Below are 25,745 nucleotides of genomic sequence, written 5' to 3'. Positions count from 1 at the left end.
CTGTCTGCGCCGCCTGCGCCGCCGACGCCGCCTCCGCTGTGTCCGCTGGTGGTCAGCGACCTCGACCGCACGCTCGTCTACTCGAACCAGGCGCTCGCCCTGACCGCCCCCGACCGGCACGCCCCGCGGCTGCTGTCGGTCGAGGTGTACGAGGGCAGGGCGCACTCGTTCGTCACCGAGCGGGCCGCGGCGCTGCTCGCCGAACTCGCCCGGGAGGCCTGGTTCGTCCCGGCGACCACCCGCACCGTCGAGCAGTACGAGCGGATCAACCTGCCGGGCCCGGAGCCGGGTTGGGTCCCCGCGTACGCGATCTGCGCCAACGGCGGGCAACTCCTCGTCGGCGGAGTGCCGGACGGCGACTGGCGGGCGGAGATCACCGCGCGGGTCACCGCCGCCTCGGCACCGCTCGCCGAGGTCGTCGACCGCCTGGCCCTGGGCGCCGGCCAGGAGTGGATCCACCGGCGGCGCGTCGCCGACGGGTCGTTCGTCTACTGCGTCGTCGAGCGGGCGGGGGTGCCGGCGGGCTGGCTCGACGACCTGGCCGGCTGGTGCGCCGAACGCGGCTGGACCGTCTCGCTCCAGGGCCGCAAGGTGTACGCCGTCCCGGCCGGGCTGACGAAGAGCGCCGCCCTGGCGGAGGTGGTCCGGCGCACCGGCGCGGGCACCGTCCTCGCCGCCGGGGACTCCCTCCTCGACGCCGACCTGCTGCTCGCCGCCGACGCCGCCTGGCGCCCCGGGCACGGCGAACTCGCCGACCGCGGCTGGACGGCCCCCGGCGTCACCGCCCTGGCGGAGAGGGGGGTGGCGGCGGGGGAGGAGATCGTCCGTCGGTTCCTGGCGGGGGTGCGCTCCCGGTAGTGCGGTGCCCTCAGCCGCAGCAGCCCCCGCCACAGCAGCCGCCCCCGCCGGAGGGGGCGGACTGCGGCGCGCTGCTGCCGGCGGCGCCCGTGACGGCGACGGTGGACAGCAGCTTCACGGTGTCCTCGTGGCCCTGCGGGCAGACGGCGGGATCGTTGGCCTGCGCCATCGTGCGGCGAAGTTCGAACGTGGCGCCGCAGGAGCGGCAGCGGAAGTCGTAGCGTGGCATACCGGCAGGGTACCGACGGACGGCCGGGCCGGGTGGCTCGGCGGTGGGTTCGTCGGCGGTGGGATCTTCGGCGGCGAGATCTTCGGCGATCGGATCTTCGGCGGCGGGATCTTCAGCGGTGGTGGGACCCGAGGTCGCCGCGGATGAGCCCGATGACCCGGGCCGCGGTGTCCCGGGCCGCCGCCAGCTCGGTCAGGAAGAGCCAGTAGTCAGGGTGGCGCCCGCCCGCCTCCAGCGTCGCGAGCGCCCGGTCGATCCGCGCGACCGCCTCGTCCAGCGGCGCGGCGTGCCGCGGGTCCGGCGCCTGGCGGCCGACCATCGCGAGCCGCTGCGCGTCCCGGACGGCGAAGCGGGCCCGCTCGACCTCCCGGCTGGGGTCGTGCTGCACCTCGTTCAGCTGCCGCAGCCGGTCGTTCACCGCGGCGACCGACCCGTCCGCGGTGTCCAGCAGGGCGCGAACCGTACCGATAGCGCCGGTCGCGTCCGCCCAGCGCTGCTCGTCGCGCGCCCGCGCCGCCTCCGTCAGCTTCCCCTCCGCCGACCGGCCGGCCTCCGCCACCTGCTCCGGCACCCGCTGAAGGTCCTGCCAGCAGGCCGTGCTGAACCGGCGGCGCAGCTCGCTCAGCGCGGGCGCGACCGTCTCGGCCTTGGTCTCCAGCGCCTGGACGCGGGTGCGCAGACTCGACAGCCGGCGGTCGATGTCCCGTGCGCGCTCGGGCAGCTGCGCGGCGTCGGCCGCGATCGCCCCCGCCTGCCGGGCGACGACCTCCGCCCGCTGCAACGTCGCCGCCACGCCGTGCCGGGCGGCGCCCTCGTTCAGCCGGCCCAGCTCCGGCGCCAGCTCGGCCAGCCGGGCCGCCAAGTCGTCCGCCCGCAGGCCCGCGCCGCGCGCGGCGTCCAGCGCGTTGCTCGCCGCGAGCAGCGCGCGCTTCGCCTGCTCGACCGCCGGGGTGACCCGCATCAGCTGCTGCTCGGCGTGCTGGAGCACCGGCTGGAGGCGCTGCAGGAAGTCGTTCAGCTCGGCCCGCGCGGAGCCCAGCTGCCCTCGCACGTCCTCCAGGACGCGCCGCGCCTGGGCCGCGGCGCCGGCGTCCAACGCCTCGTCGTCCAGGTCGTACGCGTCCAGCGCGCCCAGGTAGTTCACGGTGACCTGGTTCACCCGGCCGGAGATCGCGTCGAAGTCCGCCTGCGTACGCTGCGAGGTCGCGGCGTTCCCGGCGGCCCGGACCGTCTCCACCGCCAACTGCACCTCGCGCTGCGTCGAGTCCAGCTCGTAGAACGCCTCCTGCGCCGCGTCCCGCGCCGCCCGGGCGTCCGCCCGCACGCCGTCCCCGCTGCGCCGCCCCCACCAACCGCCGCCACCGCCGGCCGACGCCAGCCCGACCGCGCCCAGCGCACCTGCCAGCACCACCGGCAGCACCAGCGCCTCGGCCAGCACGCTCCCCGCCCGACGCCGTCCCACCGACACTGCGCGCTCCCTGCTCCGACCGCTGATCCGCCCGCCATTGTCCCCGATCACCCCACCCCGTCGTCACCCCCCACTCACCCCACTCCCCACCCACCTGCACCACACCACCCCCGACGACCAGGTACCCTAGGCAGTCGTCGTGCCCCCACCGGGCCGCGGCGGGGGGCGCGTAGCTCAGTGGTAGAGCGCTGCTCTTACAAAGCAGATGTCGGCGGTTCGAAACCGTCCGCGCCCACATGGTGTTTCGAAGGGCCGGTTCAGGAGTCTCTCCTGGGCCGGCCCTTCGGTGTTGTGGGGCACCGTGGGGGAGGGGCTCATTTTTGCCCGTTGGGGGTGGGCGGGGCTGCTCGTGGGGGCGACGTCGATGGCGGCCGGGGAGTACGTGTCGGTCAGTACCCAACGGGACACCGAGCGGGCCGTGTTGGCGAAGGGGCAGCAGGAGTTGACGGAGGAACCGGAGGGGGAGGCCGACGGGCCGACGGACCCCTACCGGGGGAGCGGGCTGGGGGACGGGCTCGCCCGTGAGGTGGCGGCGGTGCCGACCGAGCTCGGCATCGACCCGGAAGTGCTGACCGATCCGTGGCAGGCGGTGCCGGCGCTGTCCGGGTGGACGAGCGCCCGGCTCGGCGGGGTGGGGCGGGCCGGCGGCGCGCGGTGCTGCCGGCGAGGGCCGGACCGCTTCACCGGGTGAGCGCGGCCGGGCTTCCGGAGGCGGGTCGCCACGGCCTGTGTTTCTGTGGCAGCAAACCGCTTGGGAGAGGTGAGCCGTCGTGACCATGCCCCCGTTCGGATCCAGCGATCCGTTCTCCGACCTGCTCAGCCGGTTCTTCGGGATGAGTCCGATGGCCTCCCCGCCCGCCGTCCAGCGGGTGCCGATCGGCCGGTTGCTGAGCGAGTCGTCGCAGGAGCTGCTGGCGTTGGCGGCGCACCGCGCGGCGGAGGACGGGAGCAGCGACCTCGACACCGCGCACCTGGCCTGGGCGGCCACCCGGGTGGAGCCGTCGCGCCGGATGCTGGAGCGGGCGGGCATCGATCCGGAGGAGCTGTCCGCGGAGCTGGAGCAGGCCCTGCCGTCGGAGCCCGTGCCGGCGGTGGACGGGCAGCCGGCGCTCACGCCCTCGGCCAAGCGCGTGCTGCTCGCGGCGCACGCCCGTTCGCAGGCGGCGGGGGCGTCGTACATCGGTCCGGAGCACATCCTCGGCGCGCTGCTGGACCAGGAGCGCTCCGGCGCGGGGGCGGCGCTGCGCAACGCGGCGCCCTCGCAGGAGGCGCTGAAGACGGTGCTTGGGGAGCGGGGCGTCGGCGGGCAGCGCAACAGTACGGGCGCGCACCCGAGCGAGACGCCGACGCTCGACGAGTACGGCCGGGACCTCACCGAGGAGGCCCGCTCGGGCCGGCTGGACCCGGTGGTCGGGCGGGCCGAGGAGATCGAGCAGACCGTCGAGATCCTCTCCCGCCGTACCAAGAACAACCCGGTGCTGATCGGCGAGCCGGGCGTCGGCAAGACGGCGATCGTGGAGGGGCTGGCGCAGCGGATCGTTTCCGGGGACGTGCCGCAGAGCCTCAAGGACAAGCGCGTGGTCGCCCTGGACCTGACCGGGCTGGTGGCGGGCTCGAAGTACCGGGGTGAGTTCGAGGAGCGGCTGAAGAACGTGATCGACGAGGTCACGGCGGCCGAGAAGAGCGTGATCCTGTTCCTGGACGAGCTGCACACCGTGGTCGGCGCGGGCGGTGGCGGCGAGGGGTCGATGGACGCCGGCAACATCCTCAAACCGGCCCTCGCGCGCGGCGAGTTGAGCGTGGTCGGGGCGACGACCCTGGACGAGTACCGCAAGCACGTGGAGAAGGACGCCGCGCTGGAGCGTCGCTTCCAGCCGGTGTTGGTGCCCGAGCCGAGCGTCGAGGAGACGGTGGAGATCCTCCGCGGGCTGCGCGACGCGTACGAGGCGCACCACCAGGTGCGGTTCAGCGACGGTGCGTTGGACGCGGCGGCGACGCTCTCGGACCGGTACGTCAGCGACCGCTTCCTGCCCGACAAGGCGATCGACCTGCTGGACCAGGCGGGCGCGCGCGTGCGGCTGCGCAGCCTGTCCGGCTCGACCGCGGCGACGTCGGTCCAGGACCGGATCACCAAGCTCAAGCGGGAGCTGGAGGAGGCCGTCGCGGACGAGGAGTTCGTGCGGGCCGCCAACCTCAAGACCGAGCTGCGGCAGACCGAGGACGAGCTGGCGGCGATCGCCGAGTCCCGCGAGGAGGTCGTCGAGGTCACCGCGGACGACATCGCGCAGGTGCTCTCCTCCCGGACCGGCATCCCGGTGGCGGAGCTGAACGCGACCGAGAAGGAGCGGCTGCTCAAGCTGGAGGAGCACCTGCACGAGAAGGTGATCGGCCAGGACGAGGCGGTCACCGCGGTGTCCCAGGCGGTGCGGCGCGGCCGGGCCGGGATGGGCGATCCGGAGCGGCCGACCGGCTCCTTCCTCTTCCTCGGGCCGACCGGCGTCGGCAAGACGGAGCTGGCGAAGGTGCTGGCGGCGCTGCTGTTCGGCGACCCGGACCGGATGGTCCGCTTCGACATGAGCGAGTTCCAGGAGAAGCACACCGTCTCCCGGCTGGTCGGCTCGCCTCCCGGGTACGTCGGCTACGAGGAGGCCGGGCAGCTCACCGAGGCGGTGCGGCGCAAGCCGTACAGCGTGCTGCTGTTCGACGAGGTGGAGAAGGCGCACCCGGACGTCTTCAACCTGCTGCTCCAGGTGCTGGACGACGGGCGGCTGACCGACTCCCAGGGGCGTACGGTCGACTTCCGCAACACCGTGGTGATCATGACGAGCAACATCGGCTCGCAACGGATCCTGGAACGCGCGGGCGACGTCGACGCCCGGGGCGGAGCTCCCGATCAGGCGCTGCGCGACGACCTCATGCGGGACCTGCGCCAGCACTTCCGGCCCGAGTTCCTCAACCGGATCGACGAGGTCATCGTCTTCCACGCGCTCACCCGCAAGGACCTGCTGTCCGTCGTCGACCTGCTGCTGGAGCGCAGCCGGCGTCGGCTGAAGGCGCAGGGCGTGCGGCTGGAGGTGACCGAGGCGGCCAAGGAGTTCCTGGTCAACCGGGGTTACCAGCCGGAGTTCGGGGCCCGGCCGTTGCGCCGGACGATCCAGTCGGAGCTGGACAACCGGGTGTCGAACCTGCTGTTGGACGGCACGGTGCGGGAGGGGGACACGCTGATCGCGGACGTGGGGGAGGGCGGTCTGGTGGTCACGTTGGCGCAGCCGCAGCCGCAGCCGCAGCCGTCGGCGGCGGCCGAGGCCGAGGAATCGAGGGCGGCGTCGGGGTGAGCCCCGGCGGCCGGGGGCCGAGCGTGGTCCCCAGGGGCGTACTCCCGGGGGAGTACGCCCGAACGCCACTGGTGGAGGACGCGCGCGGGCGGGGCGCGGGTCTAGCCTTCCGGGCATGATGCCGCCGATGTCCCCGCCGCCGTCGGAGCGGCCGCCCGGCCGGAGCGGGCCCGAGCCCGCGGACGGTCCGGCCGGCCCGCCGCCGCCCGAGCCGTGGCGTCCGCCGTGGGTGCGGGGGGCCTGGGGCGGCCGGTCGCTGGGGCTGGCGGTGGGCGTCGCCGTGGTGCAGGTGGTCGGGTCGACGTTCGCCGGGCGGCACCAGACCGGGCGGGTCCCGCTGGACGCGTTCGGCTACGTCCTGTTGCTGCTGGGCCCCGCCCTGTTGGTGGTGTGCCGCAGCCGACCGGTCGTGGCGGTGGCGGGCACCTCCGTCGTCACCGCGGGGTACCTGGCCGCCGGGTACCCGTACGGGCCGGTGTTCGCGAGCTGGCTGATCGCCTGCTGCTCCGCGATCGTCTGCGGGCACCGCCGGGCGGCCTGGGCGGGGCTGGCGGGGGTGTACCTGGTGCACGCCCTGGTCACCTTCGTGCTGCCGGACGACTGGCAGCGCGTGGCGCGCACCTCGTTCTCGTGGCAGCAGGAACTCGGCCTGCTGGCCTGGCTGTTGCTCGTGCTGGCGCTCGCCGAGATGATCCGGTTCCGACGCGAGCGGATCGTCGCCCACCGGGCCTACCGGCAGCAGCTGGAGCAGCGCCGGGCCAACGAGGAACGGCTCAAAATGGCCCGGGAGCTGCACGACATCCTGGCCCACAGCCTGTCGCTGATCAACATCCAGGCGGGGGTGGGGCTGGCGCTGCTCGACCAGCGGCCGGAGGAGGCCCGCGCGGCGCTGGCCACGATCAAGTCGACCAGCAAGGAGGCGCTCGGCGAGGTCCGCCAGGTGCTCGCGACGCTGCGCGGGCCCGGGGAGGCGCCGCGCGGCCCGGCGCCCGGGCTGGCCCGGCTCGACGAACTCACCGACCAGGCCGACCGGGTGGGGCTCACGGCGGAGGTGCACGAGCTGGGGGACCGGCGGCCCCTGAGCGCCGCGGCCGACCTCACCGCCTTCCGGATCGTCCAGGAGGCGCTGACCAACGTCGTCCGGCACTCGGCGGCCCGCGAGGCGGTCGTCGTCCTGGACTGGACGGATCCGGCGGCGCTCGTCGTCAGGGTCGAGGACCCGGGCCCCGCGGTGCTCGGCGACGCCGGCGGATCGGGCAGCGGGCTGGCCGGCATGCGCGAACGGGCGGGCGCGGTCGGTGGCACCATCTCCGCGGGAGCGCTGCCGGGCGGCGGCTTCCGGGTACGGGCGGAGCTGCCGACACCGAAGGCGGAGGGCGAGTGATCCGGGTCCTGCTGGCGGACGACCAACTCTTGGTGCGCGCGGGCTTCCGGGCCCTGCTGTCGCTGCAGGAGGACATCACCGTGGTCGGGGAGGCGGACGACGGCGAGGCCGCGGTGGCGCTCGCCCGCGAGCTCGTCCCGGACGTCGTCCTGATGGACATCCGGATGCCGCGGATGGACGGCCTGGAGGCGACCAGGAGGATCGCCGAGGACCCTGCGCTGTCCTCCGTCCGGGTGGTCGTGCTGACCACCTTCGAGCTGGACGAGTACGTCTTCGAGGCACTGCGGTCGGGGGCCGCGGGCTTCCTGGTCAAGGACACCGACCCGGCCGACCTGCTCCGCGCGATCCGGGTCGCCGTCGCGGGGGACGCGCTGCTCTCCCCGGGCGTGACGCGGCGGCTGATCGGCGAGTTCGCGGCCCGCTCGAAGGCACCGGAGGCGGCGCCGGCCGGGCTGGCGGACGTCTCCGGGCTCACCGAGCGGGAGCGCGAGGTGCTGGCGCTCGTGGGGATGGGGCTGTCGAACGAGGAGATCGCGCGGCGGCTGGTGGTGAGCCCGCTGACGGCGAAGACGCACGTCAGCCGGGCGATGGTGAAGCTCGGCGTCCGGGACCGGGCGCAACTGGTCGTGCTCGCCTACGAGTCGGGGCTCGTGCGGCCGGGCTGGCTGGGCTGAGCGTCCCGGGGCGGGGCGGGCGTACTGCCCCGGTGCGCGCCTGCCTCACCCCTCTCGGGCTGCTTCCTCCCCGGCGTGTCGCGGCCCGCTCGTACTCTCCCGGGAGTACCCCAACTGCCTCTGCAGGTGGGACGCGTGATGAGACCGCCCGGCGGGACGCTCTAGTCACCTCGGGAAGCCGCCCGAGGTGCTGGAGGCTCCGACCCGAGGAGATGAACCACCCATGTACACGCTGCTCGCCGACTGGGACGGGCACGGGCCCGGTCCCTGGATCCTGTTCTTCCCGCTGATCTGGATCGCCGTCGTGTTCCTGGTGATCTTCGTGCTGCGCCGGACGGCCTGGCGCCGGGGCTGCGGGTACCGCACGAGCGCCGATCACCCGCTGGCCGTGCTCGGCCGCCGCTACGCCGAGGGCGACATCGACGCCGAGGAGTACCGCTCGAAGCGGGCCGTGCTCAGCGAGTCGCCGCGGTCGCCGCGCGACGGGGTGGGGGGAGGTGCCGGGAAGTGACGACCCTCGACGTCGTACGCGGCACCGCCGCGCGGGTCGCCGACGCCGTGAAGGTCTACGGCGTCGGCGCCACCGCGGTCCGGGCGCTGGACCACGTCACGGTGGAGTTCCCGGCCGGGCGGTTCACCGCGATCATGGGGCCGTCCGGTTCGGGCAAGTCCACCCTGATGCACTGCGCGGCCGGCCTCGACACCCTCACGGCCGGCAGCGCGTGGATCGGGGACACCGAGCTCGGCCCCCTGGGCGACCGGCGGCTCACGCTGCTGCGCCGGGAGCGGCTCGGCTTCGTGTTCCAGGCGTTCAACCTGGTGCCCACGCTCACCGTCAGGGAGAACATCACCCTCCCGCTGGACCTCGCCGGGGCCGCCCCCGACGAGGCCTGGTTGGCCTCGCTGATCGACGTCGTCGGCCTCGGCGACCGGCTGCACCACCGGCCGAGCGAGCTCTCCGGGGGCCAGCAGCAGCGGGTCGCGGTGGCCCGGGCGCTGGCCGGGCGGCCGCAGGTGGTCTTCGCCGACGAGCCGACGGGCAACCTCGACTCCCGCAGCGGGGGCGAGGTCCTCGGCCTGCTGCGCCGCGCGGTGGACGAGATGGGCCGGACGGTCGTCATGGTCACCCACGACCCGACGGCCGCCGGGTACGCCGACGAGGCGCTGTTCCTCGCCGACGGGCGCCTGGTGGACCGGATGGAGCGGCCCAGCGCCGGGCTGGTGCTGGACCGGATCAAGGCCTTCGAACGGGGGCGGTCATGACGGTCGTCAACCCGGTCGTGCTGCGCCTGAGCCTGCGTTCGCTGCGCGCCCACAAGCGGCGGCTGGCCGGCACGCTGCTGTCCATCCTGCTGGGCGTCAGCTTCCTCACCGGCACGATGGTGTTGGGCGACACCCTGCGGGCCAACTTCGACACCCTCTTCGCCGATGCCAACGCGGGCACCGACGTCGTGGTCCGCAGCGCCGACGTGCTCGACTCCCCGGGGACGGCCGGCGGTGTCCGGGCACCGGTGGACGCGGCGCTCGCCGACCAGCTGCGCGCGGTGCCCGGCGTCGCGGCGGCCGAGCCGTCCGTCCAGGGCGCGGGGCAACTCGTCGGCGCCGACGGCGAACCGATCGGCGGCCAGGGCCCGCCCACCTTCGCGGGGAACTGGCTCGCCGACGGCCGGCTCAACCCCTACCGGCTGGCGGAGGGCCGGGCACCGGCCGCCCCGGGCGAGGTCGTGATCAACCGGGGCGCCGCCAAGAGCGGTGGGCTGCACGTCGGTTCGACCACCGTGCTGCGCACGCCCGATCCGGTGCCGGTCACCGTCGTCGGCATCGCGACCTTCGGGGCGAGCGCGGACGGCATGGGGCCGAGCACGTTCACGGCCATGACGTTCGCGGACGCCGAGCGCCACCTCACGCCCAAGGGCGAGGGGCAGGCCAGTTCGATCCAGGTCCGCGCGGCGGGCGGGGTTTCCCAGCAGGAGCTGGCCGCCCGGATCGCGCCGCGGCTGCCGGCCGGGGTGCAGGCGGTCACCGGCGCGGAGGCCTCGCGGGAGAGCACCCAGCAGCTGTCCGGGCGCTTCCTGAGCATGTTCACCACGCTGCTGCTGGTCTTCGCCGGAATCGCGCTGCTGGTGGCCACGTTCACCATCCACAACACCTTCGCGATCGTGGTCGCCCAGCGGACGCGGGAGAACGCGCTGCTGCGGGCGCTCGGCGCGGTCCGCGGCCAGGTGCTCGCGGCGACGCTCGCCGAGGCGCTGGCGGTCGGCGTGCTGGCCTCGCTCGGCGGGCTGCTGGGCGGGATCGGCGTGGCCACCGGGCTCAAGGCGCTGTTCTCGGCGCTCGGCTTCGCGCTGCCGACCGGCGGCATGGTGATCGGCACGGCCGCGGTGGTGCTGCCGCTCGCGGTGGGGACACTGGTCGCGGTGGGCTCGGCGCTGCTGCCCGCCGTGCGGGCGGGGCGGACGGCACCGCTGGCGGCGCTGCGCGAGACGGGCGTCGACCGGGTGGGCCGGGGGCGTTCGGGCGTCCTGCGGGTGCTGCTCGGGGGCCTGCTGGTGGCGGGTGGGGTCCGGTGGCGGTGCTCGGCGCCACCGATGGTCCGTCGGTGCTGCTGACGGCCGGCGGGGCGCTCGTGGTGCTGGCCGGCGTGGTGGTGCTCGGGCCGGTCGCGGCGGCGTTCGCGGTACGGGTCCTGGGCGCGCCGCTGCCCCGCCTGCGCGGGGTCTGCGGCACGCTGGCCCGGCGCAACGCGGCCCGCAACCCGCGCCGGACGGCGGCCACGGCGAGCGCGCTGATGATCGGGGTCGCGGTGGTGACGCTGTTCACCGTCTTCGGTGCGTCGATCAAGGCCACCCTGGACGACACGGTCGACAAGTCCTTCGCGGGCGATCTCGCCGTCTCCGCACCGTCGTTCGGCGCGGGCGGCAGCGGGATCAGTCCCAAGGTGGCCGACGCACTCGCGGGGCTGCCCGAGGTGCGGCGGACGGTGGGCCTCGGCCGCGGCGTGGCCCGGATCGACGGCCACGGCCGGGTGCTGGACGTCACCGATCCGGCCCGGCTCGCCGGGATCGTCGACCTCGGCCGGGTCGAGGGCTCGCTGGACGCGCTCGGCACGGACGGACTGGCGGTCTCCCGCAGCGAGGCGGAGCAGCAGGGCTGGCGGCTCGGCCAGAGCGTGACGGTCGGTTTCGCGGACGGCGCGAGCGGTCCCTTCACCATCCGCGCGCTCTATGAGGGTGGTGGGCTGGCGGGGGACTACCTGATAACCCGCCAGGCCTGGGCGCCGCACCGGGGGCAGGACAGCGACACCCTGGTCGCGGTCGGGCTACGGGCCGGGGTCTCCCCGGCGGCCGGCAAGGCGGCGGTGCAGCGGGCGTTGGTCCCGTACGGCGATCCCCAGGTGCAGGACCGGGCGGAGTACGCGGCGAGCGCGGCCTCCGGGGTCGACATGATGCTCTCGGTGGTCTACGCCCTGCTGGCGCTGGCGGTCCTGATCGCGTTGCTGGGCATCGCCAACACGCTGACGCTGGCGGTGCACGAGCGGACCAGGGAGCTGGGCCTGCTGCGGGCGGTCGGCCAGACCAGGGCGCAGCTGCGGGGCATGGTGCGCTGGGAGTCGGTGCTGGTGGCCGCCTTCGGGACGGTCGGCGGGCTCGGGCTCGGGGCCTTCCTCGGCTGGGCGCTCGTGCGGGCCTCGGACGGCGCGGGGACGGGCTCGTTCGCGATACCGCCCGTGCAGCTGGCGGTTGTCCTGGCGGCCGGTTTGCTGGCGGGCGCGGTGGCCGGGCTCCGGCCGGCGGGCCGGGCGGCGCGGCTGGACATCCTGCGGGCGATCGCCACGGACTGACCGGCGGGAGAAAGGGGAGGCACACGAGGGTGCCGGGGCAGGGCCCGGAGGAAGGGAGCCGAGGAATGGGCAGGGCGGTGAGGGAGCCGGGGCGGTGAGGGAGCCGGGGCGGTGAGAGAACCGGTGCGATGAGGGAGCCGGGAGCGGGCGCCGGACCGGTGCCCTGCCGGGTCGTCAGTTCGTCGCCTGCGGGAACACCTCCCGCAGCAGCGGGTCCGGCAGGCCACGGCGGCGCCACTCGCGCGGGTAGCCGAGCGAGACCTCCTCGAAGGGCACGCCGTCGTAGCTGGTCTTGCGCGGGATGTGGAGGTGACCGTAGATCATCGCGGCGGTGTTGAAGCGGCGGTGCCAGTCGGCCGTCAGCTCGGTGCCGCACCACTGGGCGAACTCGGGGTACCAGAGGATCTCGGTGGGGTGGCGGACCAGCGGGTAGTGGTTGACCAGGACGAGCGGCAGGTCCGGGTCGCAGGCCGCGAGCCGCTGCTCGGTCAGCCGGACGCGCTCGCGGCACCAGGAGTCGCGGTCCGGGAACGGATCGGGGTGCAGCAGCCGCTCGTCCGCGCAGACGATGCCGCTCTCGTAGGCGGCCGCCAGGGACTCCTCCTTGGTGGTCGTGCCGGGCGCACGGAAGGAGTAGTCGTAGAGGAGGAAGAGCGGGGCGACGACGACCGGCCCGCCGGCACCCTGCCAGACCGGGTACGGGTCCTCGGGGGTGAGCACCCCGAGCCGGCGGCACATGGCGACCAGGTGCTCGTAGCGGGCCACCCCGCGCAGCTGCACCGGGTCCTCGGGGTGGGTCCACAGCTCGTGGTTGCCGGGGGCCCAGATCACGCGGGCGAAGCGTTCGGCGAGCAGTCCGAGCGCCCACTCGATGCTGGTCGAGAGCTCGGCGACGTCACCGGCGACGATCAACCAGTCGTCGGGGCCGGCGGGTTGGAGCTTCTCCACCAGGCCGCGGTTCTCCTCGTAGGAGATGTGCAGGTCGCTGACGGCGAGCAGCCGCCCGCCCGCCGCGCCGCTCCCCGGCTGCGCTCCGCTGCCGTACTCGGTCGTCACTCCTGCCCCCTGTGGTCACCGGTCGATGCCGCCACAGTACGGGGCGGGCCGGGCCCGCGGGGCGGAACGGCGGAGCTCAGCGGCGCGCGGGGAGGCGTCCGGGTTCGGGGCCGGGGATCCGGTTCAGGAGCCGAACTCCATGATCACGCCGTGCGCAAAGACGGTGGTGGCGGTGAAGACGGCGAGCGCGGCGATACCGAGCACGACGCCGAGGACCGCCCGGCCGCGCCGGCGGGTGCCGCGGACCAGGGCGAGCGTGCCGAGCACGATGGCCAGCGGCCCGAGGACGATGTTGAAGATCAGCAGGCCGGGGAGGCCGAGCAGGAAGGAGGCGACGGCGAGGTTGTCGGCCTCGGCGACGGCGCCGCGGCCGGTGGTGGCCGACCGGCGGTCGGCATCGCTGCTCGCGGCGGCGTTCGCGGCGGCGTTCGCAGCGGTGTTCGCGTGACTGCTCACGGCGGCGCTCGCGGTGGGGTTCATGACGGTGCTCATGGTGGCGGCGGGTCCTCTCTGGTGAAAGGAGCGGGTTCGGAGGGATCCGGAGGTGGCGGGGCGCTCAGCGCTGCCGCAGGCGGGCGATGCCCTCGCGGGCGCCGAAGGCGAGCAGCCAGGCGGTGATGGCGGCGGAGGCGGTGAGGAAGGCCGGGAGCGAGGTGTGTGCGGCGGCGCCGATCAGGACACCCATGGCGACGAGGGCGGAGAGCAGGATCACGGCCGACCAGTCCTTTCCGGTTTCGGCTTCGGGTGTGGCCTAGGTTTCGGTTGACAAGTGTTCACCGAGTTGGCTCCACTCTACGCCTGGCTGGCCAGGTTCGGCAAACGGTTGTTTACTGAATGGCGTGAATCACATCGAGGGGGCCGAGGCGTCCCGGAGCGCAGGGGGCGAGCCGCCCCAGACCGTCGGCGTCAGACAGGCCCAGAAGCAGCAGAGTCGCCGGGCGCTGCTGGATGCCGGTCTGGGCCTGTTGGCCGATCAGAACCTCGCGAGCGTCGGCGTCCGCGAGGTGACCCGTGCCGCCGGGTTGTCGCCGGCCGCGTTCTACCGGCACTTCCCGGACCTCGCCGCGCTCGGCGTCGCGCTGGTCGAGGAGTCGCTCGCCAGCCTGCACCTCATGATCCGGTCGGTGCTCGTCGGGGCGGGCGGCGCCGAGGAACTGATCGACCGTGCGGTCGACGTCATCCGGCGGCACGTCCGCGAGAACCGCGCGCACGTGCGCTTCCTCGCGCGCGAGCGGCACGGGGGTGTCCGGCGGGTGCGGGAGGCGATCGACGCCGAACTCGGCCGTTTCGCGACGGAGGTGGGCGCGGCGCTCGGGCTCCAGTCGGTCTCGGTGGGCTGGAGCGAGGAGGACCTGCGGATGCTCGCCGAGTTGTACGTGGACCACATGGTCTCCACGGCCGCCGCTTTCCTGGAGGCCTTGGAGGCGCAGGAGACCGATCCGGGGCGTGAGGAGCGGATCGCTGCGACGGCCCGGCTGCAGTTGCGCCTGATCAGCGTCGGTCGGCGTCACTGGCAAGGGAGTTGACCGCAGCGGGTGGCCGGAGTCGATGACCGCGGCGGGGGTCAGCCCCCGCCCTCCCGAGTGACCTCTCCGCGTGACCCCTCCGGGCGACCTCTCCGCGGCGGCGGACCTCTTGACATCTAGTCATGTCCGCGACAGCTTTGGTGGACCCCCACACCGAGAGGTCTCTCATGAGGAAGCCGCTCATAGGCGTGCTCGCCGCGGTCCTGGTCGCCGGAGCCACCACGTTGGCCGCCCCCTTGGCGCACGCCACGACGACCGCCACGACCGCCACGACCGCCACGAATGCCGTCAAGGCCGCCGCCATCGCCCCCGCCCCGGCGGACGCCGCCGTCGACTTCACCGGCACGGTGGCGCTCGACAACTGTTCCGGCTCACTGGTCCGGATGCCCGGGTCGGCCGGCAGCGACCCCGCACTCGTCCTGTCCAACGGTCACTGTCTGGAGTCCGGCATGCCCGGCCCCGGCCAGGTGGTCACCGACCAGCCGTCCAGCCGGACGTTCACGCTGCTCGACGGTTCCGGCGCCGACCTCGGCACGCTGAACGCGGTCAAGGTGGTCTACGGCGCCATGACCGACACCGACATATCGATCTACCAGCTGGACTCCAGCTACGACACGATCCAGGCCCAGTACGGGATCGCCCCGCTGACCGTCTCCGCCGACCACCCCGCCCAGGGCGCCGACATCCGGGTGGTCTCCGGTTACTGGAAGCGGATCTACTCCTGCGCGGTCGACGGCTTCGCGTACCGACTGCGGGAGGCCGACTGGACGTTCAAGGACTCGGTCCGCTACACGTCCGGCTGCAACGTGATCGGCGGCACCTCCGGCTCGCCGGTGGTCGACGCGAACAGCGGGCTGCTGGTCGCCGTCAACAACACGATCAACGAGAACGGGCAGTCCTGCACCCTGAACAACCCGTGCGAGGTCGACCAGAGCGGCACGGTGACGGTCCACCAGGGCATCGGCTACGCCCAGGAGACGTACGTCATCCCGCCCTGCTTCGGTGCCGGGAACGTCCTCGACCTCACCCTGCCCGGCTGTGTCCTGCCCCGCCCCTGACCAGCACCTTCCGCGATGGGCCGCCCGCCACCCGGCGGGCGGCCCATTCGGCCGTCCACCGGGCGGCCGCCGCACCAACCGCACCGCAGAGTAGTGCCGATGAGGCAGCTGTCATGTCCGTTGACCAGATGGAGAGTTGATGAGCACCAGTTTCAGAAGACTGCTGGTTTCCGCCCTGCTGATACCGCTGCTGAGCGCTGGCGGCGGCCTGGCGACCCCGGCGTTCGCGCAGGGCACGGCGTCCGCGCAGGGCACGACCTTCGCGCAGGGCACGACGTCCGCGGAGGCTGCGGCCGCGACCGCCGCCCACGCGCAGGGCGACGTCGCCGCCGACCCGACCGCGGACATCAAGGCCCGCCTCGCGGCGATCCCGGGGATGACCATCACCGAGGAGAAGCCGACCGACGCGGACCACCGGTACTTCCTGCTCACCTACACCCAGCCGATCGACCACTTCCGCCCCTGGCTGGGCACCTTCCAGCAGCGCATCAGCGTGCTGCACCGCGGCTACGACCGCCCGACCGTCTTCTACACCAACGGCTACACCCTGGGCACCACGCCCTCGCGCACCGAGCCGACCCGGCTGGTCGACGGCAACCAGGTCTCCATCGAGTACCGGTACTTCACCCCGTCGCGCCCGGAGCCGGCGGACTGGACCAAGGCGGGCATCCGCCAGGCGGCCGCCGACTCGCACCGGATCGTGACCGCGCTCAAGGAGATCTACCGGCACGAGTGGCTCTCCACCGGCGCCAGCAAGGGCGGTATGTCCTCCACGTACTACCGCCGGTTCTATCCGGACGACGTGGCGGGCACGATCGCGTACGTCGCGCCGAACAACACCGACGTGAACGACGACGCGCCGTACACCGACTTCTTCCAGAACGTCGGCACCCCCGAGTGCCGGGCCGCGCTCAACGCGGTCCAGCGCGAACTGCTGGTGCGCCGGGACCGGTTGGAGGCGCGCTTCGCGGCCGACAACAAGGCGGCCGGCTCGACCTTCGCCGTCCTCGGCTCGGCGGACCGGGCGTACGAGGGCAGCGTGCTCGACGTGGTCTGGGGCTTCTGGCAGTACAGCATGCAGTCGGACTGCGCGCAGGTCCCGGTGGCGGCCACCGCGACAGACGACGAGTTGTACAAGTGGTTCGACGCGCAGGAGGGTGTGACCAGCTCCAGCGACCAGGGACTCGCCAAGTACACCGCGTACTACTACCAGGCCGCGACCGAACTCGGCGCGCCGTACTTCGACGTCTCGTACCTGAAGGGCCTCCTGCACTACGACTACAAGGAGCTGTACGCGCCCCGCGCGTACGTGCCCAAGGAGATCCCCACGACCTTCAACCCGAAGGCGATGCCCGACATCGACCGCTGGGTGAAGCGCGAGGCCGAGCGGATCATCTTCGTCTACGGCGGCAACGACCCGTGGGGCGCCAAGCCGTTCGAGCTCGGTTGGGGCAGTGAGGACTGCTACGTCTACACCGTCCCGGGCGGCAACCACGGCTCCAACATCGGCAAGCTGCCGGCCGAGGAGTCGGCCGCGGCGACCGCCAAGGTGCTGGAGTGGGCCGGCCTGACCGGTGACCAGGGCAACGCACGCTCGCTCGCGAAGTCGCAGTCGCAGTCCCAGTCCCAGTCCCAGTCGCAGTCCCAGTCGCAGGCGCCGGCGTCGCAGTACCGGATCCCGCCGTTCGGCCCGCTCGACGAGGAGGGTCAGAAGCTGGAGCGTCACCCGCTCTAGTGCGGTAGCCGGGCGCCACGTCCGAAGGAAGGCCGCCTCCCCGGAGGCGGCCTTCCGCGTTCCGGTCGGGCGCGGGGGCGTGCCGAATCCCTCCCCGAAGTGATGAATCGGTGCTTCAATACTTCCATGGCCTACCGACGCACCCCCGCCGTCCAAGCCCGCCTGGACGCCCAGCGCGAGGCCGTGCTGGAGGCGGCCGTCGGTCTGCTCGCCGAGCGCGGGTACGGCGGCTGCACGATGGCCGCGGTCGCCGACCGCGCCGGGATCGCCACCGGCAGCGTCTACCAGCACTTCACCAACAAGGCCGACCTGTCGGTGCAGTTGTTCCGCCGGGTGGTCACGCGCGAGATCGCCGCGGTGAACGCGGCGGTCGCCCGCCGGGAGACGCCCGAGCAGCGGATCGCCGCGGTCGTGGAGACGTTCGCCACCCGCGCCCTGCGCGCGCCGCGGCTGGCGTACGCGCTGCTGGTCGAGCCGGCCGACGCGGTCGTGGACGCCGAACGCCTGGTGTTCCGGCGGGCCTTCCGCGACGTGATCGCCGCCGAGATAGCCGCCGCCGTGGCCGCCGGACGGCTGCCCGCCCAGGACCCGGTGCTGACCGCCGCCGCCCTGGTCGGTGCGGTCGGCGAGGCCCTGGCCGGCCCCCTGGCCGCCGAGCCCGAGCCCGAGCCCGCCCCCGCCGAGCCCGCCCCCGCCGGAACCGCCCCCGCCGGAACCGGCCCGACGGACACCACCCCGGCCGGACCCGATCGGACCACCGCCGAGGTGGTCCCCGCCCTGGTCTCCTTCACCCTGCGTGCCCTGGGAGGACGCGATGACAGCGACGCATGAGGTCACCAACCAGGTGCCCCTGCCGTACGGACACGACACCGCCGCCGATCCGACCCTGCTCGCCGCCCTGGACCGGGCCGGCGCCGGCTGGGCCGAGCCCGAGCTGCGCGAACTCGGCCGCCTGGCCGGCTCCGAGCAGGCCGCCGAGTGGGGCCGGCTGGCCAACGAGAACCCGCCGGTGCTGCGCACCCACGACCGCTTCGGCCACCGGATCGACGAGGTCGAGTTCCACCCGGCGTGGCACGAGCTGATGCGCACCGCCGTCTCCCACGGCCTGCACGCCGCGCCCTGGCGGGACGACCGGCCCGGCGCCCACTCCGCGCGCGCCGCGAAGTTCTTCGTGTGGGGCCAGGTCGAGGCCGGCCACACCTGCCCGATCTCGATGACCTACGCCGCCGTCCCGGCCCTGCGCGCGACTCCGTCCCTGGCGTCCGAGCTGGAGCCGCTGCTGGCCTCCACGGAGTACGACTTCGGGCTCCGTGAGCCGCGCACCAAGCGCGGCCTGATCGCCGGCATGTCGATGACCGAGAAGCAGGGCGGCTCGGACGTCCGCACCAACACCACCACGGCCGTCCCGCACGCGGACGGCACGTACCGGCTGACCGGCCACAAGTGGTTCACCTCGGCGCCGATGTCCGACCTCTTCCTGACGCTTGCCCAGGCACCGGGCGGGCTCAGCTGCTTCGTGCTGCCGCGCGTGCTCCCGGACGGCGCGCGCAACCGCCTCCACCTCATGCGGCTCAAGGACAAGCTGGGCAACAAGTCCAACGCCTCCGCCGAGCTGGAGTACGACGGCGCGGTCGGCTGGCTGGTCGGCGAGGAGGGGCGGGGCGTGCCGACCATCATCGAGATGGTCAACATGACCCGCCTCGACTGCACCGTCGGCGGCGCCTCCGGCATGCGCTACGGCGCGACCCGGGCCGTCCACCACGCCCTCCACCGGCGGGCGTTCGGCAAGGCCCTGGTGGACCAGCCGCTGATGCGCAACGTGCTCGCCGACCTGGTGGTGGAGTCCGAGGCCGCCACCGCCGTCGCCATGCGGCTGGCCCACGCCACCGACCTCGCCCTCGCCGGGGACGAGAACGAGGCGCTGGTGCGGCGGCTGGGGCTGGCGGTCGCCAAGTACTGGGTCTGCAAGCGCGGTCCGGCGCACGCGGCCGAGGCGCTGGAGTGTCTGGGCGGCAACGGCTACGTGGAGGAGTCCGGCATGCCGCGGCTCTACCGGGAGGCGCCGCTGGTCTCGATCTGGGAGGGCTCGGGCAACGTCGCCGCCCTGGACGCACTGCGGGCCATGGCCAAGCGCCCGGAGAGCGTCGAGGCGTTCCTCGGCGAGCTCGACGCGGCCGCCGGCGCGGACCGCCGCCTGGACGCGGCCGTCGCCGACCTGCGCAAGCAGCTCTCCGACCCGACGGACCTGGAGTACCGCACCCGCCGCCTGGTCGAGGCGATGGCGCTGGCCCTCCAGGGCTCGCTGCTGGTCCGGTACGGCAGCACGGCGGTGGCCGACGCGTTCTGCGCGAGCCGTCTCGGCGGTGACCACGGCGGCGCGTTCGGCACCCTGCCGCCCGGCGTCGACGTCACGGAGATCATCGACCGCGCCCGCCCGGTGCCCGCATGACCGACCACGGTGCTCGGAACACCGACCCCGTCGGCGACGGTGACGGCGGCCGCGACACCGAGCGCGACACCGGCCGCGACACCGACACCGACACCGAGCGCGACACCGACACCGACAGGGCCGAGGCCGCGGCCGTCCGGGCGTTCTGGCAGGGCCTCGGCCTGCCCGGCCTCGTCGACGTGCACACCCACTTCATGCCGCAGAACGTCCTCGACAAGGTGTGGGCGTACTTCGACGCGGCCGGCCCGCTGGTGAACCGCCCCTGGCCGATCACCTACCGCGAGGCCGAGGAGCGGCGCGTCGAGCGGCTGCGGGAGTTCGGGGTCCGGGCGTTCACGTCGATGCTCTACCCGCACAAGCCCGCCATGGCCGCCTGGCTGAACGCGTGGGCCGCCGACTTCGCCGCCCGCACGCCGGACTGCCTGCACACCGCGACGTTCTTCCCCGAGCCCGGAGCGGTGCAGTACGTGGCGCGCGCGATCGACGAGGGCGCCCGGGTGTTCAAGGCACACCTCCAGGTCGGCGGCTACGACCCGGCGGACGCGCGCCTGGACGACGTGTGGGGGCTGCTGGCCGAGAGCGGTACTCCGGTGGTGACGCACTGCGGATCCGGGCCGGTGCCGGGCAAGTTCACCGGTCCGGGCCCGATCGGCGAGGTGGTGGCCCGTCACCCCGGGCTGGTGCTGGTGGTCGCCCACCTCGGCATGTCGGAGTACCGGGACTTCCTCGACCTCGCCGAGCGCCACCCGGCCGTCCGGCTGGACACCACGATGGCGTTCACCGACTTCGCCGAGGCCGACGTCCCGTTCCCGCGCGACGAACTCCCGCGCCTGCGCGGGCTGCAGGAGCGCGTCCTGCTGGGCAGCGACTTCCCGAACATCCCGTACCGGTACGTCCACCAGCTGGAGTCGCTGGCCGGGCTGGGGTTGGGGGAGGAGTGGCTGCGGGCCGTCTGCCACGACAACGCGGCGGGTCTGTTCGGTCTGGACGGCCCGTCCGTCTGAAGCGGCAACGAGATTCCCTGAAAGGTCAGTTGACGCTCCGCAGTACCCGGACGACGTCCGCGTGCAGTCCGGGCGCGGCGGCGAGGAAGCCGTCGGACGCGGCCGTCCAGGCCGCCCCGGCGGTGTCCGTCACCGTCGCTCCCGCCTCGCTCGCGACCAGCGCGCCGGGCAGCAGGTTGGGCGCGTCGGCGCCGTACTCCCAGAACAGCGCGAGGTGCCCGGAGCCGACCTGGGCCACCTGGAGGGCGGTCGGCCCGAGGTTGCGCACGGCGACGACGGCGTCGGCCATCGCGGCCAGCGACTCGCCCGCCCGGCGCAGCGCGACCGGGTCGCCGGCGACCGTCGGCGGCTGGCTGGTCGCGGCGACGGCCGACCCCAGCTCGCGCGGCAGCGGCGCGATCGGCCGTCCGTCGAGCTGTGCGCCGCCGCCGAGCACGGCGCGGTAGGTCCGTCCGCCGAGCAGTTCGGGCGCGTGGACCACGGCCAGCACGGCCCGGCCGTCCCGGACGAGCGTCGCGGTGACGGCCCAGTACGGCAGGCCGAGCAGGTACTGCACCGCGCCGTCGGTGGCGTCGCACAGCCACCACTCGCCCTCGGCGGGCACCGCGCCGTCGAACTCGTCGTCGAGCCACCCGGCCTCCGGGCGCAGGGAGCCGAGCCGCTCCCGCAGTCCGGCGGCGGCCGGCCCGTCGATCTCCGCGAACCGCGCCACGGCCTCCTCGGCCGTGCGCGCCGGAGTCGGCTCGTCGGGCCGCCGCGCCGCCAGCTCCGCGCCGACCTCGCGCACCGCGGCCTCCACGCCCCCGGCCAGCGCCCACAGCTCCGTCGTCGTAGCCCGCCCCTGGTCCATCGCCCTACCCCGTTCCCGACCGGACCGTCCGGCCGTACAGGACAAGGAGTACCGTCGGACCGGACGAACAGGACGCTCAATCGGGCCTCGGTGACGGAGATCGGACGACATGGACCTCTCGACGGCTGATCCGGACGCGGTGCTCGACCTCCTCGACCGCCGACTGGTGTGCGCGCTCCAGGTCGACGGCCGGGCCGAGACCGTCCGGATCGCCGAGGTGCTGGGCGTCTCCGCCCGGACGGTCACCCGCCGCCTGGCCCGGCTGCGCGCGGCCGGGGTGCTGCGCGTGGTGCGGATGCCGGACGTCGAGGACGCGGCGGTCGGCGCGCTGCTGCTGCGCGTACGGGTGCTGCGCGGCACGGTGGACGCCATCGCGAAGGCGCTGGCCGACCGCCCGGACGTCCCGTTCGTCGACGTGATGCTCGGCGGCCAGGAGATCGGCGCGGTCATGCTGAGCGAGGCCGGCGCCCGCGACCGCCTGCTCTACGGGCAGTTGCCCGCGACCGCCGCCGTCACCGAGACCACCACCCACGCCGTCCTGCACGCCTTCGCGGACGCGGGCCAGTGGCAGGCCGGGTACCTGGACGCGGACGAGGCCGCCGCGCTCGCCCGCCCCGCCGTGCCGCGCCCCCGGACGCCCCCGCCGCTGGACGAACTGGACCGTGCGCTGCTGGCCCGGCTCGCCGAGGACGCCCGGCAGCCGCACGCCGCCCTCGCCGGGGCCGTCGGCGCGCCCGAGTCGACCGTCCGCCGCCGCCTGCACCGCCTCGACGAGGCCGGGCTGTTGCGCACCCACGCGACCGTCGACCCCCGGCTGCTCGGCCTGGCCGTGGACGCGAACCTCTGGCTGGACGTGCCGCCCGGCCGCCTCGCCGGGACGGGCGCGGCGCTGGCCCGGCACCCGCAGGTCCACGGGGTGCTGGCGACCAGCGGCCCGACGAACCTGATGGCCGCGGTGTTCTGCCCGGACCACGCCGGGCTCTACCGCTTCGTGACGGACGTCCTCGGCCCGCTCGGCGTGACGCGCGCCGAGACGACGATCACCGCGCGCGCGGTGAAGCGGGCGGGTGTCCCGCTCAGGAGGCTGGGCCCGCAGCGGTGAGCGGGCCCGCCGGAGACGCTCTCAGACGCCGGTGCTCGACCCCGGCCGGATGACCATCATCACCACGACGACCGCCCACAGCAGGTTGAAGACGCCGGCCGTCATGGGCAGCGTCTTGAGGCCCTTGACGGCCTTCTCGCGCTGCACGTCCCCGGTCTCCGGGGCGAGCGCGTCGACGGCGGCCTGCTGGCCGGGCAGCACGAAGAGCAGCAGGGCGAGCGCGGCGACCGCGGTCAGCACCATCGAGACGATCAGCCAGGACTGCCCGAGTACGTCCATCACCTGGGCCAACCCGATGCCCAGCACCGGCACGGCCACCCCCAGCAGGGCGTAGACCTGGGTGATCCGGTGCAGGATCCGCAGCACACCGGCGTCGGCGGCCTGGTCGGGCCCGCCCGCCAGCGCCGCCTTCGCGCGGCGCGGGAACATGCTGACGGCCACCGCGACCGGGCCTATGAACAGGACCGACGCGAGGACGTGCAGGCTCAGCAGGAACTTGGCCATGGCGGGGACACCCTTAATCCGGCGGTGGGCAGCGATACGGCGGGGCGGCCGCGGTCCGGCGCCCGACCAGGCACGCTAACACCGCTTACCCCGGCGCCCACCGCGCGGGTCTGGCCCCGGCCGCCGGCGGGTCAGGCCCCGGCGGTCAGCTCCACGACCCGCGGCTCGGCCGTGCTGACCGCCGCCACCGCGGCGCCGTGTGCCGGGTCCGTCCAGTCGACGAAGTGCAGGTCCCGGTGGCGGCTGCGCAGCGGGCCGTCCGCCGGGACGGCCAGCGGCAGGTCGGAGAGGTCGACCGCGGCCAGCGTGTCCATGCTGGTCCGCCCGATCTTGATCAGCGACTCCTTGCGCACCCACAGCCGCAGGAAGGCCCGGTCCGGCTCCGGGGCCGCCCGTACGAGGGCCAGCTCGGCCGGCGCGAGCACCCGCTGCGCGACCTCGCCCAGCGAGCGCCCGCGCGCGGCGAGTTCGACGTCGACGCCGACGGGCTCGAAGCCGGCCGCCGCGGCGACCACGCCCCGGGTGTGGGAGAGGCTCACGTGCACGTCCGGGTGGTCCGGGAGGAACGGCTTGCCGTGGTCGGCCCGGCCGCAGTCGGGGCACTGCTGGGCGAGCGCGAGGCCGTCGGCGTCGACGTCGAGGAGCCGGGCGGCGCAGAGCCGGACCAGGAGGTGGCCGGCGGTGAAGTCGGACCGCCCGGTCTCCGTCCGGAAGCGCGCCGCGCGCTGCCGTTCGAGGTCCGTGAGCAGGTGCTCGCCCACCTCGGGGTGGCGCAGGACGGCCTCGGCGGAGGCGACGGCGACGAGCGGGGCGGGCCGGTCCTGGCGCCGGTCGTGGTCCTCGGTGGTCATGTCCCCAACCTAGGCCATGGGCCCGCGCGCCCGGGGCCGCTCGCCCCGCTCGGCCGTTCGACGGAGACCGGGGCCGGATCTGAGGGTGCGTAGGGTGTGAATCATCCCATTTGGGGTTGGATGCCCTGAATCAGTGGGATTGATGGCGAATCACCAGAAGGCGGCAGGCCGAGCGTCCTGCCCTTTTTCACGCGTGGAGGATGCGTCGATGGGTCAGGGCACCGGTACGCCGGATCACAGGACGACCGCCGTGGCGCCACCACGGCCCCTCGGCCGCACGGCCGTACGGATCGCCGTCGCCACGGCCTTCGCCGTGGTGCCGATGGCCGCCGTGCTGGCGGTCGGCTCGGCCGCGCCGCTGGCGCCGCCGCTGGGCGCCTGCACCGGGCCGGACTGCCCCGCCACCTGGCCGGCCCCGAACAACGGGGACTTCACCGGCCGGGACGCCTCGATCAACGTGTTCACCGGCGGCGACTACACGGTCAACGGTCGCGCGGCCGAGGCCGAGGGGAAGATCGTCACCCTGGGGAACCTGACCGTCGACAAGAACGGTGGCGGCGTCTACAACATGGGCGTCGTCGGCGTCGGCACGCGCGTCGTGCCGCCCAACGGCAGCGACTTCGTCACCGCCGGGGGCAACGTCGACGCGAAGCGCGGCAACTCGATCCTGGTCGGCGGCAGCGACTCCAAGGGCCAGGCCTTCGGCAACGTCCGCTACGCGGGCACCCTCTCCGGTACGGTCACCGTCGATCCCACCGGCCAGGCGATCAAGGACCCGAACGCCGCCGCGCCCTACCAGGCGGTGCTCACCCGGATCGAGGAGGCCTCCGACTGCTCGGGCCGGGCCACCGCGACCGGCACGGTCAAGGTCACCACCAGCGAGGCGACCTTCACCGGCGACGGCACCAGTGCGCGACAGGTCTTCAACGTCTCCCAGGACCTCGCCGCCTCGAACGGCGGGCAGATCGGCCTGGTCTTCGCCGGCATCCCGGCCGGGGCCACGGTCGTGGTGAACATGCTCGGGGACAACCCGACCGTCAACACCTACACGGGCACCGGCCTGGCGGGGGACCGGACCACCGAGCTGCGGTCGAAGCTGATGTGGAACTTCCCCACCGCCACGAACGCCACGATCAAGGGCAGCGCCCAGTTCCAGGGCTCGATCATGGCCGGCAACCCGGGCGGCACGACGACCCTCGCGCAGCCGGGCATCAACGGCCGGGTCTACCTGGCCGGCAATCTGATCCACACCGGCACGGGCGGCTACGAGATCCACGGCTACCCCTTCGACGGGGACCTGCCGGAGTGCAAGACCACCCCGAGCCCGTCGCCGTCGGAGTCGTCCTCCCCGTCGCCCTCGCCGTCCCCCTCCCCGACGTCGCCGACGCACTCGCCGTCGCCGTCCCCGACCGCGACCTCCACCTCGCCGACGGCGACCCCGACGTCCACGTCGCCGTCCCCGACCCCGACGTCCACGTCGCCGTCCCCGACCGCGAGCACCACGTCCCCGTCGCCGAGCAGTACGTCGCCCTCGGCGAGCTCGTCCACCTCCCGACCCGTCCCGACCAGCTCGCACCCGACCGGGCACGAGTCCGGCCACCACGGCCACGGTGAGCTGCCGTCGACGGGTACCGGCAACGCGCCGGCCGTCTTCGGCGCCGCCGGCGCCGCGCTGCTGGCCCTCGGCGGGCTCGCGGTGCGGGCCGCCCGCCGCCGCGGCCGCCACAGCTAGGCACCTCCCACGGCACGACGGGCCGCCCGGTCACTCCCGACCGGGCGGCCCGAGCCGTGGTCACCGCCCGTGCGGCGGGAACAGGCAGC

At 74.2% G+C, this 25,745-nt stretch carries 23 protein-coding genes, 1 tRNA gene and 1 pseudogene; 17 read left to right on the top strand and 8 right to left on the bottom strand.

The window, feature by feature from the left end:
* The first annotated feature begins 36 nt into the window (after positions 1-36).
* Positions 37-858, top strand: coding sequence for an HAD family hydrolase (locus PUR71_RS33740; RefSeq protein ID WP_329931207.1), 822 nt, complete (start codon positions 37-39; stop codon positions 856-858).
* 10 nt (positions 859-868) lie between these two features.
* On the opposite strand, the gene PUR71_RS33735 is transcribed toward PUR71_RS33740, so the two are convergent.
* Both PUR71_RS33735 and PUR71_RS33730 read right to left on the bottom strand, forming a co-directional pair.
* Complete coding sequence (locus PUR71_RS33735; protein ID WP_329931023.1) at positions 869-1,087, bottom strand: FmdB family zinc ribbon protein; 219 nt, start codon at positions 1,085-1,087, stop codon at positions 869-871.
* A 112-nt stretch (positions 1,088-1,199) separates the two neighbouring features.
* Positions 1,200-2,549, bottom strand: coding sequence for a hypothetical protein (locus tag PUR71_RS33730; RefSeq protein WP_329931022.1), 1,350 nt, complete (start codon positions 2,547-2,549; stop codon positions 1,200-1,202).
* A gap of 169 nt (positions 2,550-2,718) precedes the next feature.
* On the opposite strand from PUR71_RS33730, the gene PUR71_RS33725 reads away from it, so the two are divergent.
* From PUR71_RS33725 to PUR71_RS33690, 8 genes and pseudogenes are all read left to right on the top strand, one after another.
* Positions 2,719-2,790: transfer RNA gene (locus tag PUR71_RS33725), tRNA-Val, on the top strand.
* A complete protein-coding gene (locus PUR71_RS33720; protein WP_329931021.1) occupies positions 2,761-3,246 on the top strand; it encodes a VIT1/CCC1 transporter family protein in 486 nt (161 codons plus the stop codon). The genes PUR71_RS33725 and PUR71_RS33720 overlap by 30 nt, the downstream gene beginning before the upstream one ends.
* A gap of 85 nt (positions 3,247-3,331) precedes the next feature.
* The gene (locus PUR71_RS33715) at positions 3,332-5,890 is read left to right on the top strand and encodes an ATP-dependent Clp protease ATP-binding subunit (RefSeq protein ID WP_329931206.1); all 2,559 of its coding nucleotides are present in this window, start codon (positions 3,332-3,334) and stop codon (positions 5,888-5,890) included.
* A gap of 115 nt (positions 5,891-6,005) precedes the next feature.
* A complete protein-coding gene (locus tag PUR71_RS33710) occupies positions 6,006-7,274 on the top strand; it encodes a sensor histidine kinase (RefSeq protein WP_329931020.1) in 1,269 nt (422 codons plus the stop codon).
* Entirely contained in the window at positions 7,271-7,948 is a 678-nt protein-coding gene (locus PUR71_RS33705) for a response regulator transcription factor (RefSeq protein WP_329931019.1), read from the top strand. Before PUR71_RS33710 ends, PUR71_RS33705 begins: the two co-directional genes overlap by 4 nt.
* 223 nt (positions 7,949-8,171) lie before the next feature.
* On the top strand, positions 8,172-8,459 hold the full coding sequence (locus tag PUR71_RS33700) for an SHOCT domain-containing protein (RefSeq protein ID WP_329931018.1): 288 nt from the start codon (positions 8,172-8,174) through the stop codon (positions 8,457-8,459).
* A complete protein-coding gene (locus PUR71_RS33695; protein WP_329931017.1) occupies positions 8,456-9,211 on the top strand; it encodes an ABC transporter ATP-binding protein in 756 nt (251 codons plus the stop codon). Before PUR71_RS33700 ends, PUR71_RS33695 begins: the two co-directional genes overlap by 4 nt.
* Positions 9,208-11,789 (top strand): annotated as a pseudogene (locus PUR71_RS33690) (ABC transporter permease). The gene PUR71_RS33695 and the pseudogene PUR71_RS33690 overlap by 4 nt, the downstream one beginning before the upstream one ends.
* 174 nt (positions 11,790-11,963) lie before the next feature.
* Here PUR71_RS33690 and PUR71_RS33685 read toward each other — a convergent pair.
* The 3 genes from PUR71_RS33685 to PUR71_RS33675 form a co-directional block, all read right to left on the bottom strand.
* Positions 11,964-12,845: a metallophosphoesterase family protein gene (locus PUR71_RS33685; RefSeq protein ID WP_329931016.1), complete on the bottom strand. Its 882-nt coding sequence runs from the start codon at positions 12,843-12,845 to the stop codon at positions 11,964-11,966.
* Positions 12,846-12,968: 123 nt separating this feature from the next.
* A complete protein-coding gene (locus PUR71_RS33680) occupies positions 12,969-13,337 on the bottom strand; it encodes a DUF4190 domain-containing protein (RefSeq protein WP_329931015.1) in 369 nt (122 codons plus the stop codon).
* A gap of 64 nt (positions 13,338-13,401) precedes the next feature.
* Positions 13,402-13,557 (bottom strand): hypothetical protein, encoded by a 156-nt coding sequence (locus PUR71_RS33675; RefSeq protein ID WP_329931014.1) that lies wholly within the window; start codon positions 13,555-13,557, stop codon positions 13,402-13,404.
* 136 nt (positions 13,558-13,693) lie between these two features.
* On the opposite strand from PUR71_RS33675, the gene PUR71_RS33670 reads away from it, so the two are divergent.
* The 6 genes from PUR71_RS33670 to PUR71_RS33645 all read left to right on the top strand — a co-directional run bounded on the left by PUR71_RS33670 (position 13,694) and on the right by PUR71_RS33645 (position 20,617).
* Positions 13,694-14,371, top strand: coding sequence for a TetR family transcriptional regulator (locus PUR71_RS33670; protein WP_329931205.1), 678 nt, complete (start codon positions 13,694-13,696; stop codon positions 14,369-14,371).
* 167 nt (positions 14,372-14,538) lie between these two features.
* Complete coding sequence (locus PUR71_RS33665) at positions 14,539-15,429, top strand: trypsin-like peptidase domain-containing protein (protein WP_329931013.1); 891 nt, start codon at positions 14,539-14,541, stop codon at positions 15,427-15,429.
* 139 nt (positions 15,430-15,568) lie between these two features.
* A complete protein-coding gene (locus PUR71_RS33660) occupies positions 15,569-17,164 on the top strand; it encodes a S28 family serine protease (RefSeq protein ID WP_329931012.1) in 1,596 nt (531 codons plus the stop codon).
* 126 nt (positions 17,165-17,290) lie between these two features.
* The gene (locus tag PUR71_RS33655; protein ID WP_329931011.1) at positions 17,291-17,995 is read left to right on the top strand and encodes a TetR/AcrR family transcriptional regulator; all 705 of its coding nucleotides are present in this window, start codon (positions 17,291-17,293) and stop codon (positions 17,993-17,995) included.
* Entirely contained in the window at positions 17,979-19,613 is a 1,635-nt protein-coding gene (locus PUR71_RS33650; RefSeq protein WP_329931010.1) for an acyl-CoA dehydrogenase family protein, read from the top strand. Before PUR71_RS33655 ends, PUR71_RS33650 begins: the two co-directional genes overlap by 17 nt.
* Entirely contained in the window at positions 19,610-20,617 is a 1,008-nt protein-coding gene (locus PUR71_RS33645) for an amidohydrolase family protein (RefSeq protein ID WP_329931009.1), read from the top strand. Before PUR71_RS33650 ends, PUR71_RS33645 begins: the two co-directional genes overlap by 4 nt.
* A gap of 25 nt (positions 20,618-20,642) precedes the next feature.
* On the opposite strand, the gene PUR71_RS33640 is transcribed toward PUR71_RS33645, so the two are convergent.
* Entirely contained in the window at positions 20,643-21,467 is an 825-nt protein-coding gene (locus tag PUR71_RS33640; protein ID WP_329931008.1) for an inositol monophosphatase family protein, read from the bottom strand.
* Positions 21,468-21,576: 109 nt separating this feature from the next.
* On the opposite strand from PUR71_RS33640, the gene PUR71_RS33635 reads away from it, so the two are divergent.
* Positions 21,577-22,569: an Lrp/AsnC family transcriptional regulator gene (locus PUR71_RS33635; protein WP_329931007.1), complete on the top strand. Its 993-nt coding sequence runs from the start codon at positions 21,577-21,579 to the stop codon at positions 22,567-22,569.
* Between the two features lie 21 nt (positions 22,570-22,590).
* Here the strand turns inward: PUR71_RS33635 and PUR71_RS33630 are convergent, their stop codons facing one another.
* Positions 22,591-23,073 carry a DUF2269 family protein gene (locus PUR71_RS33630; RefSeq protein WP_329931006.1) on the bottom strand — a complete coding sequence of 161 codons (483 nt, stop codon included), beginning with the start codon at positions 23,071-23,073 and terminating at the stop codon, positions 22,591-22,593.
* Between the two features lie 131 nt (positions 23,074-23,204).
* Positions 23,205-23,924 carry a 4'-phosphopantetheinyl transferase family protein gene (locus tag PUR71_RS33625; RefSeq protein WP_329931005.1) on the bottom strand — a complete coding sequence of 240 codons (720 nt, stop codon included), beginning with the start codon at positions 23,922-23,924 and terminating at the stop codon, positions 23,205-23,207.
* Between the two features lie 250 nt (positions 23,925-24,174).
* On the opposite strand from PUR71_RS33625, the gene PUR71_RS33620 reads away from it, so the two are divergent.
* The gene (locus PUR71_RS33620) at positions 24,175-25,656 is read left to right on the top strand and encodes a choice-of-anchor A family protein (protein WP_329931004.1); all 1,482 of its coding nucleotides are present in this window, start codon (positions 24,175-24,177) and stop codon (positions 25,654-25,656) included.
* Positions 25,657-25,745 lie beyond the last annotated feature (89 nt).

The sequence above is a fragment of the Streptomyces sp. SP17BM10 genome, from assembly GCF_036322405.1.
Taxonomy (GTDB): Bacteria; Actinomycetota; Actinomycetes; order Streptomycetales; family Streptomycetaceae; genus Kitasatospora.
Note: the sequence above shows the minus strand (reverse complement) of the source record. Positions and strands in the feature narration are given on the sequence as shown.